This window comes from Mycobacterium sp. E3339, assembly GCF_001666915.1.
GTDB lineage: Bacteria > Actinomycetota > Actinomycetes > Mycobacteriales > Mycobacteriaceae > Mycobacterium.
On the sequence record NZ_LZIZ01000194.1, the window covers coordinates 31,205 to 46,169 of the forward strand.

Consider the following 14,965-nt stretch of genomic DNA (forward strand, 5'->3'; position numbering starts at 1 on the left):
CGATCGCCCTTAGCCGATCAGGGCGACCCGCAGCGCCCGGCGCTCTGCACCGCGCTCGCGATCGCCCTTAAACTGCCCGGGTGGTTACCGCCCGTGCACGCCTTGCCCTCGCCGCGGGAGCGAGCGCGCGCTGGGCCTCGCGGGTGACCGGTCGCGGGGCCGGGGCCATGATCGGTGGCCTGATCGCGATGACCCTGGACCGCTCGGTGCTGCGTCAGCTCGCGGCCGGACGCCGCACCGTCGTCGTCACCGGCACCAACGGCAAGTCGACCACCACCCGGATGACCGCCGCCGCCCTGGGCACGCTGGGCGCGGTGGCCACCAACGCCGAGGGCGCGAACATGGACGCCGGGCTGGTGGCGGCGCTGGCGGCCAACCGCGCGGCGCCGCTGGCGGCCCTGGAAGTCGACGAGATGCACGTGCCGCACGTTTCGGACGCCGTCGAGCCGGCCGTCATCATCCTGCTCAACCTGTCCCGCGACCAGCTGGACCGCGTCGGCGAGATCAACGTCATCGAGCGCACGCTGCGGGCGGGGCTGGTCCGGCACCCCGGGACGGTCGTGGTCGCCAACTGCGACGACGTGCTGATGACGTCGGCGGCCTACGACAGTCCAAATGTGGTGTGGGTGGCCGCCGGCGGCTCCTGGGCGAACGACTCGGTCAGCTGCCCGCGCAGCGGCGAGGTCATCGTCCGCGACCAGGGCCACTGGTATTCGACGGGGGCCGACTTCAAGCGGCCCAGCCCGCAGTGGTGGTTCGACGATGACACCCTGTACGGGCCCGACGGGCTGGCCCTGCCGATGCGGTTGGCGCTGCCGGGCGCGGTGAATCGTGGCAACGCCGCCCAGGCCGTCGCCGCCGCCGTCGCGCTCGGCGCCGACCCGGCGAAGGCGGTGGCCGCCGTTTCGGGCGTCGACGAGGTCGCCGGCCGCTACCGGACCGTCCGGGTGGGCGCGCACGAGGTGCGAATCCTGCTCGCCAAGAACCCGGCCGGTTGGCAGGAGGCGCTGTCGATGGTGGACAAGCACGCGGCCGGGGTGGTGATCGCGGTCAACGGGCAGGTGCCCGACGGCGAGGACCTGTCCTGGCTGTGGGACGTGCGCTTCGAGCACTTCGAAGAGACAGCGGTCGTCGCGGCGGGCGAACGCGGCACCGACCTGGCGGTGCGCCTCGGGTACGCGGGGGTCGAGCACACGCTGGTGCACGACACCGTGGCGGCCATCGCGTCCTGCCCGCCGGGGCGGGTCGAGGTCGTCGCCAACTACACCGCCTTCCTGCAGCTGCAACGGGCGTTGGCGCGCCATGGCTGACTCGACCGTGCGGATCGGGCTGGTGCTGCCCGACGTGATGGGCACCTACGGCGACGGCGGCAACGCGCTGGTGCTGCGCCAGCGGCTGCGGTTGCGGGGCATCCCCGCCGAGATCGTCGAGATCACGCTGGCCGACCCGGTGCCGGACTCGCTGGACCTCTACACCCTGGGCGGGGCGGAGGATTACGCGCAGCGGTTGGCCACCCGGCACCTGATCAAACATCCGGGGCTGCAGCGCGCCGCGGAGCGGGGGGCGCCCGTGCTGGCGATCTGCGCGGCCGTCCAGGTGCTCGGCCAGTGGTACGAGACGTCGGCGGGCGAACGGGTCGACGGCGTCGGCATGCTCGAAGCCACCACCTCGCCGCAGGATGCCCGGACCATCGGCGAGCTGATCACCAAGCCGCTGCTGCCCGGGCTGACCCAACGGCTCACCGGTTTCGAGAACCACCGGGGCGGCACGGTTCTCGGTCCCGCGGCGGCGCCGCTGGGCGCGGTGACCAAGGGCGCGGGCAACCGGGCGGGCGACGGCTTCGACGGCGCGGTGCAGGGCAGCGTCGTCGCCACCTATATGCACGGGCCGTGCCTGGCCCGCAACCCCGAACTGGCCGACCTGTTGCTGGGCAAAGTGGTGGGCGCCCTGGCGCCGCTGGACCTGCCAGAGGTGGAGCTGTTACGCCGGGAGCGATTGGGGGCGCGCTGAAGTGAGGAAAGACATCGCCAGGGGCAGCCGGCCGGCGTTGGCGGGCGGCGGCGCCCTGCTAGTCGCAGCCGCGTTGATCGCGCCGGTGCCCGCGCACGCCGCCCCGGAGGTGCCCAGCGGCCGGTACACCGTGCTCTATACCGACAGCGACAAGTCGACCAATTGGATGTTCGCCCCGTGCGGGTCGGACTGCACGCTGGCGACCTCGCAGGACGGCGGGACGTTCGTCATCAGCTGGGAGTTCGACCTCGCGAACGGACGCTGGACCCACAGCGGCGCGACGCAGGCGCCGTGCGCGAACGGAGCCTCCGTCCCGGCAACCGTCGACTACAGCTTCGACGCCATGTCGCTTGCCGGTGAGGGTCGGACGACCACGTCGGACGGGTGTGGCGGCGGTCCGGGCTCGACCGTCACTCGGCCGTTCCGGTTAACCAAGTCCTGAGCGACCTCAGACCATCGCCCGGCGGCCGGCGAGCGCGCGACCCAGCGTGAGTTCGTCGGCGAACTCCAGGTCGCCGCCCATCGGCAGGCCGGACGCGATCCGGGTGACGGTCAGCCCCGGGATGTCACGCAGCATCCGGACCAGGTAGGTGGCGGTGGCCTCGCCCTCGGTGTTGGGGTCGGTCGCGATGATCACCTCGGTGATGTCGACGCCGTCGACCCGCTCCCCGATCCGGCTCAGCAGCTCGCGGATCCGCAGCTGCTCGGGCCCCACCCCGGACAGCGGATCCAGCGCACCGCCCAACACGTGGTAGCGGCCGCGGAACTCTCGGGTGCGCTCGACGGCCTGCACATCCTTGGGCTCCTCGACGACGCACACCAGGGAGCCGTCCCGACGCGGATCCGAGCAGATCCGGCAGCGCTCGTTGTCCGAGACGTTGCCGCACACCGCACAGAACCGCACACCGTCGCGCACCTTCGCCAGCGCCGCGGTCAGCCGGTCGATGTCCGGCGGTTCCACGGACAACAGGTGGAAGGCGATGCGCTGGGCGCTCTTGGGCCCGATACCCGGCAGCTTGCCGAGCTCGTCGATCAAATCCTGGACGGGTCCTTCGAACATGAACGATCTAAAGCCCCGGCGCCGGCGCCGGTGGCTGGCCCGGCGGCGGCCCGCCGAATCCGCCGGCCAGCGCCCCCAGCCGCTCCTGCGCCATGCGGGTGACCTGCTTGGAGGCGTCGGACATGGCCCCGACGATCAAGTCTTGCAGCGTCTCGACGTCGCCGGGGTCGACCACCTTGGGATCGATCTGCACCGCGACCACCTCACCGCTGCCCTTCACCGTCACCCGGACCAGGCCGCCGCCGGCCTCGCCGTGCACCTCGGCGTTGGCGAGTTGTTGCTGGGCTTCCATCAACTTCTGCTGCATCTGCTGCGCCTGGGCGAGCAGCGCCGACATGTCGCCTCCGGGTTGCATGACAGTCCCCTCGCATCTTGGTCTCGAGTTGGTTTCGCCTGCGGGTGTCCGGCGATTCGAAACCCCCAGCGTAGACCGCGCGAGGCTACCTTTGCGCCGTGGACCTACGAGCGAGCAGGCGTGTCGGCATCAGGTTGGTCATCGGTGTGCTGGTTGCCGCTTCGGCGGCGATCACCCCGTCCACGACCCCCGCCGCGTGGGCGGTCCCGTCCAACATCGCCGGCATGGTGGTCTTCATCGATCCCGGCCACAACGGTTCCAACGACGCCTCCATCAACCGGCAGGTTCCCACCGGCCGCGGCGGAACCAAGGACTGCCAGGCCAGCGGGACGTCGACCAACAGCGGCTACCAGGAACACACCTTTACCTGGGACACCGCCCTGCGGGTGCGTGCGGCGTTGAACGCCCTGGGCGTCCGGACCGCGATGGCGCGGGGGAACGACACCGGCCTGGGGCCCTGCGTCGACGAGCGTGCCAACATGGCCAACGCGCTGCACCCCAACGCGGTTCTGAGCATCCACGCCGACGGCGGACCGGCGTCGGGCCGGGGATTCCACGTCAACTACTCCGCCCCGCCGCTCAACCAGGTGCAGGCCGGGCCGTCGGTGCAATACGCCCGGATCATGCGCGACCAGATGCAGGCCTCCGGGATCCCGCCGGCCAACTACATCGGGCAGAACGGGCTGTACGGGCGCTCGGACCTGGCCGGGCTGAACCTTGCGCAGTACCCGTCGATCCTGGTCGAGTGCGGCAACATGAAGAACCCCGCCGATTCTGCGCTGATGGAGTCGGCCGAGGGCCGGCAGAAATACGCCGACGCGATGGTCCGCGGCGTCGCCGGTTTCCTGGCCTCCCAGGGCCAGGCGCAGTAGAGCGCCCGCCGCGGAAGCGGTTCTCCGCCGGGCCGTCCGACCAATCCCGGCTTAACACCTGGCTAACACACTGATCGCAACGAGGAATTTGCCTCAACGCGGCGCGCGCCCAGGTGACCTTATGTATGGTTTGTTGCACGCATGTCGACTTGCGGTGTGGGAGAACCGATGATCGTCACTCTGTCGACAACGACAATGACAACGCGCTCGTCGCGGCCGGTGACAACCGGAGCGGGACGGGTCGGGGCGGGACTTCGCCGAGGCTTCGGCCACCTGCCGGACGGGCGAGAACACGCCCATCTGCGCTGCGTGCGTGCGCCGCGCCCGGCCCAATTGAATATCGGGGGCGGCGAAGGAGCGGCAGCGACCGCCCCGGCGCGGCCACCGGGATACAGGGCTTCGAGGCTGGGCAAGGCCGGATGAAATTAGCGGGCCGGACGCGTCCACTGCTGGGGCGGCAAACGGGAGCGTGGCCTTCGCGGGCATCGGGTCACTCCCGCGCGCACTGGCGGCCCGCTCTGTCGGTGGAGAACGGTGCCAATTTGCTTAGGAAGGTCACGAGCAAAGCACGGCGAGAGCACGAACGGCGGGGATCCACCAACCGATTTGGGCTCGAACGCTCGTACCGCCCCGTCGGATAAGAAGAGGGTGAACGGCCGTGGAGCCAGCGGGTGCCACTTCCACTGCTGTCATCGGCATGGCCTGTCGACTGCCGGGCGGAATCGACTCTCCCGAGCGGTTGTGGGAGGCGTTGCTACGCGGGGATGACCTCGTCACCGAGGTGCCCCCCGACCGGTGGGACGCCGAGGAGTACTACGACCCGCAGCCGGGGGTGCCGGGTCGCTCGGTGACCAAGTGGGGCGCGTTCCTCGACGACGTCGCCGGGTTCGACTGCGACTTCTTCGGGATCACCGAGCGCGAGGCCGTCGCGATCGACCCACAGCACCGATTGCTGCTGGAAACCTCTTGGGAGGCAATGGAACACGCCGGGCTGACGCGCGAGACCGTGGCCGGATCGCTCACCGGGGTGTTCGTCGGTTTGACGCACGGCGACTACCAGCTGCTGGCCGCCGACGCGCACGCCGTGGAGGGTCCGTACGGATTCTCGGGCAGCAGCTTCAGTTTGGCGTCCGGCCGCATCGCGTACGCGTTGGGCGTCCACGGCCCGGCGATGACCGTGGACACCGCATGTTCGTCGGGGCTGACGGCGGTGCACCTGGCCTGCCAGAGCCTGGGGAACGGGGAAAGCGACCTCGCCCTCGCGGGCGGCGCCACCGTGATCCTGGATCCGCGAAAGTTCGTGGCGGGCTCGGCGGAAGGCATGCTGTCCCCCTCCGGGAGGTGTCACGCGTTTGACGTCGCGGCCGACGGATTCGTCTCCGCCGAAGGCTGTGTGGTGGTGCTGCTCAAGCGGTTGTCCGATGCGCTGCGCGACGGTGATCGCGTCCTGGCCGTGATCCGCGGCTCCGCCGCCAATCAAGACGGCCACACCGTGAACATCGCGACCCCGTCGGTTGCCGCGCAGACCGCGGTGTACCGGGCGGCGCTGGCCGCCGCCGGCGTCGACGCCGGCAGCATCGGCATGGTGGAGACCCACGGCACCGGAACGCCGGTCGGTGATCCGGTCGAATACGCAAGCCTCGCAGCGGTTTACGGCGCGGACGGCCCCTGTGCGCTGGGCGCGGTCAAGACCAATCTCGGGCATGCCCAGGCGGCGGCCGGCCCGATCGGCCTGATGAAGGCGATTCTGGCCGTGCAGCACGGCGTGGTGCCGAAGAATCTGCACTTCACCAGCCTGCCCGACGAGATGGCCGCGATCGACACGAATCTTTTCGTGCCGCAATCGATTACCCCCTGGCCCGGCAGCGGCGGGCATCCCCGGCGGGCGGCGGTGTCCTCCTATGGGCTGTCCGGAACCAACGCTCACGTCATCGTCGAGCAGGCGCCCGAACCCCCTGCCGATCAGGTCCTTTCGCCCGAGCCGGTGACGGCGGCCCCGCTGGTGTTTCCGCTGTCGTCGAGCTCGGCCGGGGAGCTGCGCCGCACCGCAGGCAGGCTGGCCGACTGGCTGGCGGCACGCGAGGACGTGCAGTTACCGGACCTGGCGTACACGCTGGCGCGTCGGCGCGTGCACCGCCCGGTGCGCGGCGCCGTCATCGCGGACGGCCGCCCGGAGCTCATCGAGGCCTTGCGTGAGATGGCCGCCGGCGACAGTCCCTGCCCGGCCGCGACCGGCCAGGACGACCGCGGCGCGGTGTGGGTTTTCTCGGGGCAGGGCTCGCAATGGGACCGGATGGGCGCTGAATTGCTCACGGCTGAGCCGGTTTTCGCCGCGACCGTCGCCGCGGCCGAGCCCCTGATCGCGCACGAGTCGGGATTCTCGGTGACCGAGGCGCTGACCGGCTCGCAGGCCGTCACCGGTATCGATCGGGTTCAGCCGACCCTGTTCACCATGCAGGTCGCGCTGGCCGCAACCCTGCGCGCATACGGCGCGCACCCCGGCGCGGTCATCGGGCATTCCCTGGGCGAGGTCGCCGCGGCCGTCGTCGCCGGGGCCCTATCGCTTCAGGACGGGGCGCGCGTCATCTGCCGGCGCTCGCGGCTGATGTCCCGCATCGCCGGCGCCGGCGCGATGGCGTCGGTGGAACTGCCTGCCCAGCAAGTGCTTTCGGAGTTGGTCGCCCGCGGCGTCGACGACGCCGTGGTGGCGGTGGTGGCCTCGCCGCAGTCCACGGTGATCGGCGGTGCCACCCAAACGGTCCGCGACATGGTCGCGGCCTGGGAGCTACACGACGTGATGGCCCGCGAAATCGCCGTCGACGTCGCCTCGCACTCCCCGCAGGTCGATCCGATCCTCGACGACCTGGCCGACGCGCTCGCGGAGCTGCGCCCGATGCCGCCGGACGTCCCCTTCTTCTCGGCGACGTTGTACGACGCGCGCGAGCGGCCGCTGTGCGACGCCGAGTATTGGGTGCAAAACCTCCGCCAGATGGTGCGGTTCGCCCCGGCGGTCCGGGCCGCCCTCGAGGAGGGGTACCGGGTCTTCGCGGAACTGGCGCCGCACCCGCTGCTCACCCATGCGATCGAACAGACCGCCCGCAGCCTCGACATGCCGCTGGCCGCGCTGGCCGCGATGCGCCGCGGCCAGCCGATGCCGCACGGGCTGCGCGGCTTCGTGGCCGAGCTGCACAACGCGGGCGCCCCGGTCGACTTCTCCGTGCTCTACCCGAATGGCCAGCTGGTGGATGCGCCGTTGCCCACCTGGACCCACCGTCGGCTGTTCTTGGGCCGGGGTGAGCGGGAACCGTCGACGCGGGGCGGCACCATTGCGGTCCATCCGCTGCTGGGCGCGCACGTGCGCCTCCTGGAGGAACCCGAACACCACGTCTGGCAGGCCGAGGTCGGCACCGCCGCCCAGCCGTGGCTGGGCGATCACCAAATCCGCGACGTCGCCGTGCTTCCCGCGGCGGCGTACTGCGAGATGGCGCTGGCCGCCGCGCGCACCGTGCTCGGTGACCCCGCCGAGGTGCACGACCTGCGCTTCGAACAGGCGCTGCTGCTGGACGAGCAGACCACCGTCAGCGCCTCGGCGACGGTCTCGTCGCCGGGCACGGTCCGATTCGCCGTCGAAACCAAACAGCAAGGGCCCCATGCGACGGCGGTCCTGCGCGCCGCCGCCGACCAGCGGCCGGCCACCCGCGACGTGCCCGCGCTGCTTGCCGCCCACCCGCGCCGCGAGGACGGCGCAGAGGTGCGCGCACGCCTGGACCGGCGCGGTGTTCGCTACGGCCCGGCGTTCAGCGGCCTGATCGCGTTGCACACCGGTGAGCAGGAGACCGAAACCGTCCTGGCCGAGGTCGCCCTGCCCGGCCAAATCCGTTCACAACAACAGGCTTACGGGGTTCACCCGGCGTTGCTCGACGCGTGCTTCCAGTCGATCGCGGCGCATCCGCGGGTGCAGGCCCTGGGCCAGGACGTGTTGGCACTGCCGCTCGGCATCGGACGGATTCGTTTCCACGGCGCGGCCAAGACCGCCCGCTACTGCTACACACGGGTGACCAGAGCCGACCTCTCCGGGGTGGAGGCCGACCTCGACATCCTCGATGGGGATGGGGTGACCCTCCTGGTGTTGCAAGGGCTGCGGTTGGGCACCGGGGCATCCGGCCCCGAGCACCACGATCGCCTATTGGCGGAGCGGTTGCTGAGCATCGAATGGCGACAGCGGGATTTGCCCGAGGCGCAGTACGCCAGCGCCGGGACCTGGCTGCTGGTCAACACCGCCAGCGATCTGGGTTTGACGGATGCGCTGAAACGCGCTGGCGGGCAATGCATCACCATGTGCTGGCCAGCTGGCGCCGATCACGTCGCGGCCGCCACGGAGCTCCGCGATCAACTGCGAAATGGCGGATTCAGCGGGATGGTGGTGCTGACGGGATCGCGAACCGACGCGACCGATGACGAATCCCCGCGGTTGGGTTGTGAATCCGTGCAGCATCTGGTCCGCATCACCCGCGAATTCGCGGACTTCCCCGCGGCCCTTCCGCGTCTCTACGTGGTGACGCGTAACGCCCAGACCGTGGTGGCCGGCGACGTGGCCAACCTGGAGCAGGCCGGGCTGCGCGGCTTGGTGCGGGTGATCGGCACCGAAAATCCGCACCTGCGCGCCACGCAGATCGACGTGGACCAAACCACCGACCCCGAGCACCTGGCCCGGCAACTGCTCAGCGGGTCGGACGAGGACGAGACCGCGTGGCGAGAGGACACCTGGTATACGGCGCGGTTGTCCCCCGCCCCGCTGCGGCCCGAGGAGCGGCGCACCTCCGTCGCCGACCTCGGGCAGGACGGGATGCGTCTGCAAATCGGCGCCGCCGGCGACCTCGGGTCAATGGAACTCGTCTCCTGCGAACGCGTTTCGCCCGGGCCGGGTCAGATAGAGGTCGCGGTCAGCGCTTCGGGAATCAACTACGCCGACCTGCCGGCCGCGCTGAACGGTGACCCGCGGCGGCCGCCGGGTACCGATTTCGCCGGAGCGGTGACCGCGGTCGGCCCCGGCGTCGTCGGGCCCAAGGTGGGCGATCGCGTCGGGGGTCTGTGCGCCGGGGGCTGTTGGGGCACCTTCGTCACCTGTGACGCGCGCCTGGCGGTCACCCTGCCGGCCGGGCTGTCCGACGAAGCGGCGGCGGCGATTCCGACGTCGCACGCCGTCGCGTATCACGGATTACACGAGCTGGCCCGCATGAAGGCCGGTGATCGGGTTTTGATCCACTCCGCGACCGGTGGGGTCGGGCAGGCCGCGATCGCGATGGCCCGCGCCGCGGGCGCCGAGGTCTTCGCCACCGCTGGCAGCGAGGCACGCCGGGAACTGTTGCGCGACAACGGCATCGATCACGTGTACGACTCGCGAGACACCGCTTTCGCCGAGCTGATACGCCGTGACACCGATGGGTACGGCGTGGACATCGTGCTCAACTCGGCTCCCGGCGCCGTCCAACGGGCCGGAATCGAATTGCTCGCGCCCGGAGGGCGATTCATCGACATCAGCGGGCACGAGGCCCGCCTGGGCCAATTCCCCGCGCGCAACCTCGCGTTCCACAGCGTGGATCTCAAGTTGCTGGCGGCCAGCCAGCCAGACCACGTACATGCCCTGTTGACAACGGTGTACCGGCTGATAGCGGACGGCGCGCTCCCGACGCCGAGCGGCACGCACTACCCGCTTGCCGACGCCGACAGCGCCCTTCGCATGATGCAGGGCGCCCGGCACATCGGCAAACTCGTGCTCGACGTACCCCACAGCGGCGTGCGCCGGGTGGTGGTGCCGCCGGCCCAGGTCCCCGTCTTCCGACGCGATGGCGCTTACCTCATCACCGGTGGGCTCGGGGGCCTGGGGCTATTCCTGGCGGAGAAGATGGCGGCCGCCGGCTGCGGCCGCATCGTGCTGTGCTCGCGATCTCAGCCGACGCAGGATCAACTGGAGACGATCGAGCGCATTAGGACGAGCGGTACCGACGTCGCGGTGGAGTGCGGCGACATCGCCCAGCCCGGCACCGCACAGCGTCTTGTCGCCGCCGCGACCGACACCGGCCTTGCGGTGCGTGGGGTGCTCCACGCGGCCGGGGTGGTGGAGGACGCCACGTTGGGCAACATCACCGGCGACCTCGTCGAACGTGGCTGGGCGCCAAAGGTTTACGGCGCATGGCAGCTGCACACCGCCACCGCCGGCCAACCCGTGGACTGGTATTGCTCGTTTTCCTCCGCCGCGGCGCTGGTGGGCTCCCCGGGGCAGGGCGCCTACGCCGCAGCCAACAGCTGGCTGGACGCCTTCACCCATTGGCGGCGGGCTCAGGGCCTGCCGGCCACCACCATCGCCTGGGGCCCCTGGGCCCAGATCGGGCGGGCCACCGCCCTGGCCGAAAGTTCCGACCTGGCAATCCATCCCGACGAGGGCGCCCACGCATTCGAAGCGCTGCTGCGCCACGACCGCGCCTACACCGGGTACGCGCCCGTCACCGGCTCCTCATGGCTGCAGCTCGTGGCCGAGCGCAGCCCGTTCGCCGAAGCGTTCCGCTCCACGGGGAACCCGACGGGCACAAGCAAGCTGCGCGCCGAACTCGACGGGTTGCCATTGGATGAATGGCCAACCTCGCTGCGCCGCCTGATCTCCGACCAGGTCAGCCTGATCCTGCGCCGCAGCGTCGACCCCGACCGCCCGCTCTCCGGATACGGCATGGACTCACTCGGTGCGCTCGAACTGCGCACCCGCATCGAATCCGAAACGGGGGTGCGCATCCCATCCGCTGACATCTCCACCATCACGATCCGTGGTCTGGCGACCCTGCTGTGCGAGAAGCTCGCGCCCGCGGAGGTCGCCTGATGTCGAGCACATCGATGCAAGCCGACGAGCGCCGACTTCCGCTGACACCTGGACAGCTGGACATCTGGCTCGCCCAGGAAACGGGCCGCTCCGCGACCGACTGGCAACTCGGCCTGTTCGTGAAAATCGACGGCCGGGTCGAGCGGAAGCCCCTCGAGTGGGCGATCCGCCGAGCGCTGCGCGAGGCCGAGCCCGTCAGGGCCACGTTCTTCGCCGAGGACGGCCAGGTTCTGCAGAAGACGATCGATGAGCCCGATGTCGAGCTCGCTTTCCATGACCTGCGCGGCTCGGATCACGCCGTGCAGGAGGCCCGCGAAATCGCGGCATCGATTCAGCGGGCGCCCATGCCCCTCACCGGGCCGCTGTTCAAATTCGCGCTCTTTCAAACCGCATCCAACGAGTTCTATTGGTTCACTTGCTGTCACCACATCGTCGTAGACGCCTCCGGCATTGCGCTGATCGGCCATCGGATCGCCACCCTCTACTCCGCTGTCATGGCGGGTGCACCGATGCCACCGCCGTTCTTCGGCTCGCTCGAGGACTTGGTCAGATCCGAGGCGGAATACGAGGCCTCGACCGATTACCTGGAGGATCGGGACTATTGGGCTGAACACCTGCCAACGACAACGGTTTTCGACAGGCTCGCGCGCGACGGCGGTGAGCGCGGCCCATACCGGTCTTCCGCCCCGGTTGCGCTCGATCCGGTGGTCCTCCGCCGCGTCGACGAGCTGTCGCACGCGTGGGATATGCCCCGCTCGTCGGTGATCACCGCCGCGTGCGCCCTGTTGATGCGCGCGTGGTGCGGCGACCGCTCGGAGGTGGTGCTCGACTTCCCGGTGAGCAGGCGGGTTTCCCCGGAGTCCAAGACCCTTCCCGGAATGCTCTCCGGGGTCGTTCCGCTGGTCTTGAACGTTGCGCCGGAAGCAACGGTGAGCGATTTCTGTCGCCACGTTGACACCAGAATTCGGGAAGCGCTGCGGCATCAGCGCTTTCCGGTAGGCGCGCTGGAACGCAAAGCCCGGCCCGGGGATCCCCGTCAGTTCACCCAGCGAGTGAGCATCAACTTCCTTCCCGCTGCGATGGCGCTGGACTTCGCAGGCCTGTCGGCGTCGGCGTCGTACACCAATTCGGGCCTCGCCGACGGCTTGGGATTGTTCTTCTCCGCCGTCGGTGACCACCTGTTGTTCGGCATCGAAGGCGCCGGACAACAATTCCCGGACTTTGCCGTCGCGGACATCGCGGAGCGGCTGCGGCGGGTGCTGGCGGCGATGACCGCCGACCCGGCGCGCGGTCTGCTGTCGATCGACCCATCCAACGCCGAGGAGGCCGCGCGCCTGGACGGCTGGGGCAACCGTGCGGTGTTGACCCGGCCCGCGGTGCCGGCGACGATTCCGGAATTGTTCGCCGGCCAGGTGGCGCGGGCCCCGGAGGCGGTGGCGGTGACCTTCGACGGCCGCTCGATGACCTATCGGGATCTCGACGAGGCCGCTAACCGATTGGCGCACCGTCTGATTGAACGCGGGGCCCGGCCGGGCGGGTGCGTAGCACTGCTGTTGCCCCGGTGCGCCGACGCGGTCACGGCGATGCTTGCGGTACTCAAAACCGGTGCGGCGTACCTGCCGATCGATCCTGGTCTGCCGCAGGCCCGAATCGGGTTCATGCTGGCCGACGCCGGCCCCGTCGCCGTCCTGACGACCGCGGAGTTGCGGCCGCGGGTGGACGGGCGCGCGGTGACCGTCATCGACGTCGCCGATCCGGCGGTGGAGGCCCGGACCGCCACCCCGTTGTCCGCGCCCTCGGCCGACGATGTCGCGTATCTCATCTACACCTCCGGGACCTCTGGCGAGCCAAAGGGTGTTGCGGTCACTCATCAGAACGTGACGCAGCTCTTGCGATCGCTCTACTCGGATCACCCGGGACGGGCGTGGGCGCAATGGCATTCGTTGGCGTTCGACGCCTCGGTGGAAGAGATCTGGAGTGCGCTGTTGTTCGGGGGGCGGCTGGTGGTGGTCCCCGAATCGGTGGCCGGCTCACCGGATGAGCTCCGAGCCCTGCTGGAGGCCGAGCGGGTCGACGTGTTGAGTCAAACCCCCTCCGCCTTGGCGGTTCTGCCCTCCGAAAGTTTAGCGGCGGCAACGCTATTGGTCGCCGGCGAGGCATGCCCGGGCGAGATCGTGGACCAGTGGGCGCCGGGACGGGAAATGGTGAACGGCTACGGCCCCACCGAGACCACGGTGTGCGCGTCCAGGAGCGCGCCGCTGGCGCCGGGCTCGGGTGCGCCGCCGATCGGCGCGCCGGTGCCGGGGGCGGCGCTGTTCGTCCTCGACTGCTGGCTACGGCCGGTGCCGGTCGACGTGGTCGGCGAGTTGTATGTGGCGGGCCGTGGTGTGGGCGTCGGCTATTGGCGCCGGACGGGCCTCACGGCGTCACGCTTTGTCGCCTGCCCGTTCGGGCCACCCGGAACCCGGATGTACCGCACCGGGGACCTGGTGCGCTGGGGCAGCGACGGGCAGCTGCACTACCTCGGTCGCGCCGACGAGCAGGTCAAGATCCGTGGCTACCGAGTCGAACTCGGTGAGATTCGGGCCGCGCTGGCGGGGCTGAACGGCGTCGATCAGGCGGCCGTGATCGCCCGCGAAGACCAACCCGGGGCCCAGCGCCTGGTCGGCTACGTCACCGGGACAATCGACCCGGACGCCGCGCGCGCCGAGCTGGCCGAGCGGCTGCCCGGCTACATGGTCCCCGCGGCCATCGTCGTGTTGCAGGCGCTGCCGCTGACGGTCAACGGCAAGCTCGACACCCGGGCGCTGCCGGCACCGGAATTCGCCGATGCCAATAGATTTCGCGCACCGGCCACCGCCGTGGAAGAGGTGCTGGCCGACGCCTATGCCCAGGTGCTGGGGCTCGAGCGGGTCGGCGTCGATGAGTCGTTCTTCGACCTGGGTGGCGACTCGCTGTCGGCTATGCGTCTCGTCACCGCCGTCAACAAGTCGTTGAATGCCCGCCTTTCGTTGCGCACCCTGTTTGACGCGCCCACGGTCTCGCTGTTGGCACCCCACCTCGCCGAGGACGGGACCGCGCGTCAACCGTTGGTGGCGGGGGACCGGCCGTCCGTGATTCCGTTGTCGTTTGCCCAGAGCCGACTTTGGTTCCTGGCGCACTGGCAGGACCGCGCCGCCACCTACAACATGCCCACCGCGTTCCAAATCAGCGGGCCGTTGGATCTCGAGGCGCTGGCTGGTGCGCTCGACGATGTCATCGAGCGCCACGAATCCCTGCGAACCGTGTTTCCGGACACTGGCGGTGTCCCGTTCCAGCGGGTGCTGCCGTCCGAACGCGGCATGTGGCATCGCGGGGATGCGGCGGTGGTGCCGTTGCCGGAGGACGAAGTGACCGCCGAGTTGATCGCGCTCGCCGGCTATCGCTTCGACCTGTCGACGGACATCCCGATTCGTGTGCGCGTCTACTCGGTCGGTGCAGGCCAACATGTGGTGGGAATCGTCCTACACCACATCGCCTTTGATGCGTTGTCGCTGGCGCCGATGGTTCGGGACCTCAGCGCGGCGTATGAGGCGCGACGGCAGGGCCGCGCCCCCGATTGGGCTGATTTGCCGGTGCAGTACGCGGATTACACGTTGTGGCAGCGGGCACAGTTTGGTGACCTTGAGGATGGCGGCGGTCCGATCGCCCGCCAGTTGGCGTATTGGCAGGATGCGCTGTCCGGGATTCCCGAACGTGTGGAGTTGCCGACGGATCGGCCGTATCCGGCGGTGGCCGATCAGTGCGGGGACACGGTG

General features: G+C 70.1%; 8 protein-coding genes. 6 read left to right on the top strand and 2 right to left on the bottom strand.

Annotation, left to right across the window (positions count from 1 at the left end):
• Nucleotides 1-80: 80 nt before the first annotated feature.
• The 3 genes from A5702_RS17840 to A5702_RS17850 are packed head-to-tail and all read left to right on the top strand — an operon-like array spanning nucleotide 81 to nucleotide 2,452.
• Nucleotides 81-1,310, top strand: coding sequence for a Mur ligase family protein (locus A5702_RS17840; protein ID WP_068222314.1), 1,230 nt, complete (start codon nucleotides 81-83; stop codon nucleotides 1,308-1,310).
• On the top strand, nucleotides 1,303-2,010 hold the full coding sequence (locus A5702_RS17845; protein ID WP_068222317.1) for a type 1 glutamine amidotransferase: 708 nt from the start codon (nucleotides 1,303-1,305) through the stop codon (nucleotides 2,008-2,010). Before A5702_RS17840 ends, A5702_RS17845 begins: the two co-directional genes overlap by 8 nt.
• A gap of 1 nt (nucleotide 2,011) precedes the next feature.
• Nucleotides 2,012-2,452, top strand: coding sequence for a hypothetical protein (locus A5702_RS17850; RefSeq protein WP_082956108.1), 441 nt, complete (start codon nucleotides 2,012-2,014; stop codon nucleotides 2,450-2,452).
• 6 nt (nucleotides 2,453-2,458) lie between these two features.
• Here A5702_RS17850 and recR read toward each other — a convergent pair whose 3' ends face one another.
• Together recR and A5702_RS17860 are read right to left on the bottom strand one after the other, a co-directional pair.
• On the bottom strand, nucleotides 2,459-3,070 hold the full coding sequence (gene recR, locus A5702_RS17855; protein WP_068222319.1) for a recombination mediator RecR: 612 nt from the start codon (nucleotides 3,068-3,070) through the stop codon (nucleotides 2,459-2,461).
• A 7-nt stretch (nucleotides 3,071-3,077) separates the two neighbouring features.
• Nucleotides 3,078-3,425: a YbaB/EbfC family nucleoid-associated protein gene (locus tag A5702_RS17860; protein WP_055399844.1), complete on the bottom strand. Its 348-nt coding sequence runs from the start codon at nucleotides 3,423-3,425 to the stop codon at nucleotides 3,078-3,080.
• A 98-nt stretch (nucleotides 3,426-3,523) separates the two neighbouring features.
• On the opposite strand from A5702_RS17860, the gene A5702_RS17865 reads away from it, so the two are divergent.
• From A5702_RS17865 to A5702_RS17875, 3 genes are all read left to right on the top strand, one after another.
• Entirely contained in the window at nucleotides 3,524-4,297 is a 774-nt protein-coding gene (locus tag A5702_RS17865; protein ID WP_197506616.1) for an Rv3717 family N-acetylmuramoyl-L-alanine amidase, read from the top strand.
• 658 nt (nucleotides 4,298-4,955) lie between these two features.
• Entirely contained in the window at nucleotides 4,956-11,168 is a 6,213-nt protein-coding gene (pks2, locus tag A5702_RS17870; RefSeq protein ID WP_068222326.1) for a type I polyketide synthase, read from the top strand.
• A 14-nt stretch (nucleotides 11,169-11,182) separates the two neighbouring features.
• Nucleotides 11,183-14,965: non-ribosomal peptide synthetase (locus tag A5702_RS17875; RefSeq protein WP_156669667.1), on the top strand; the 3,783-nt coding region annotated here is incomplete at its 3' end.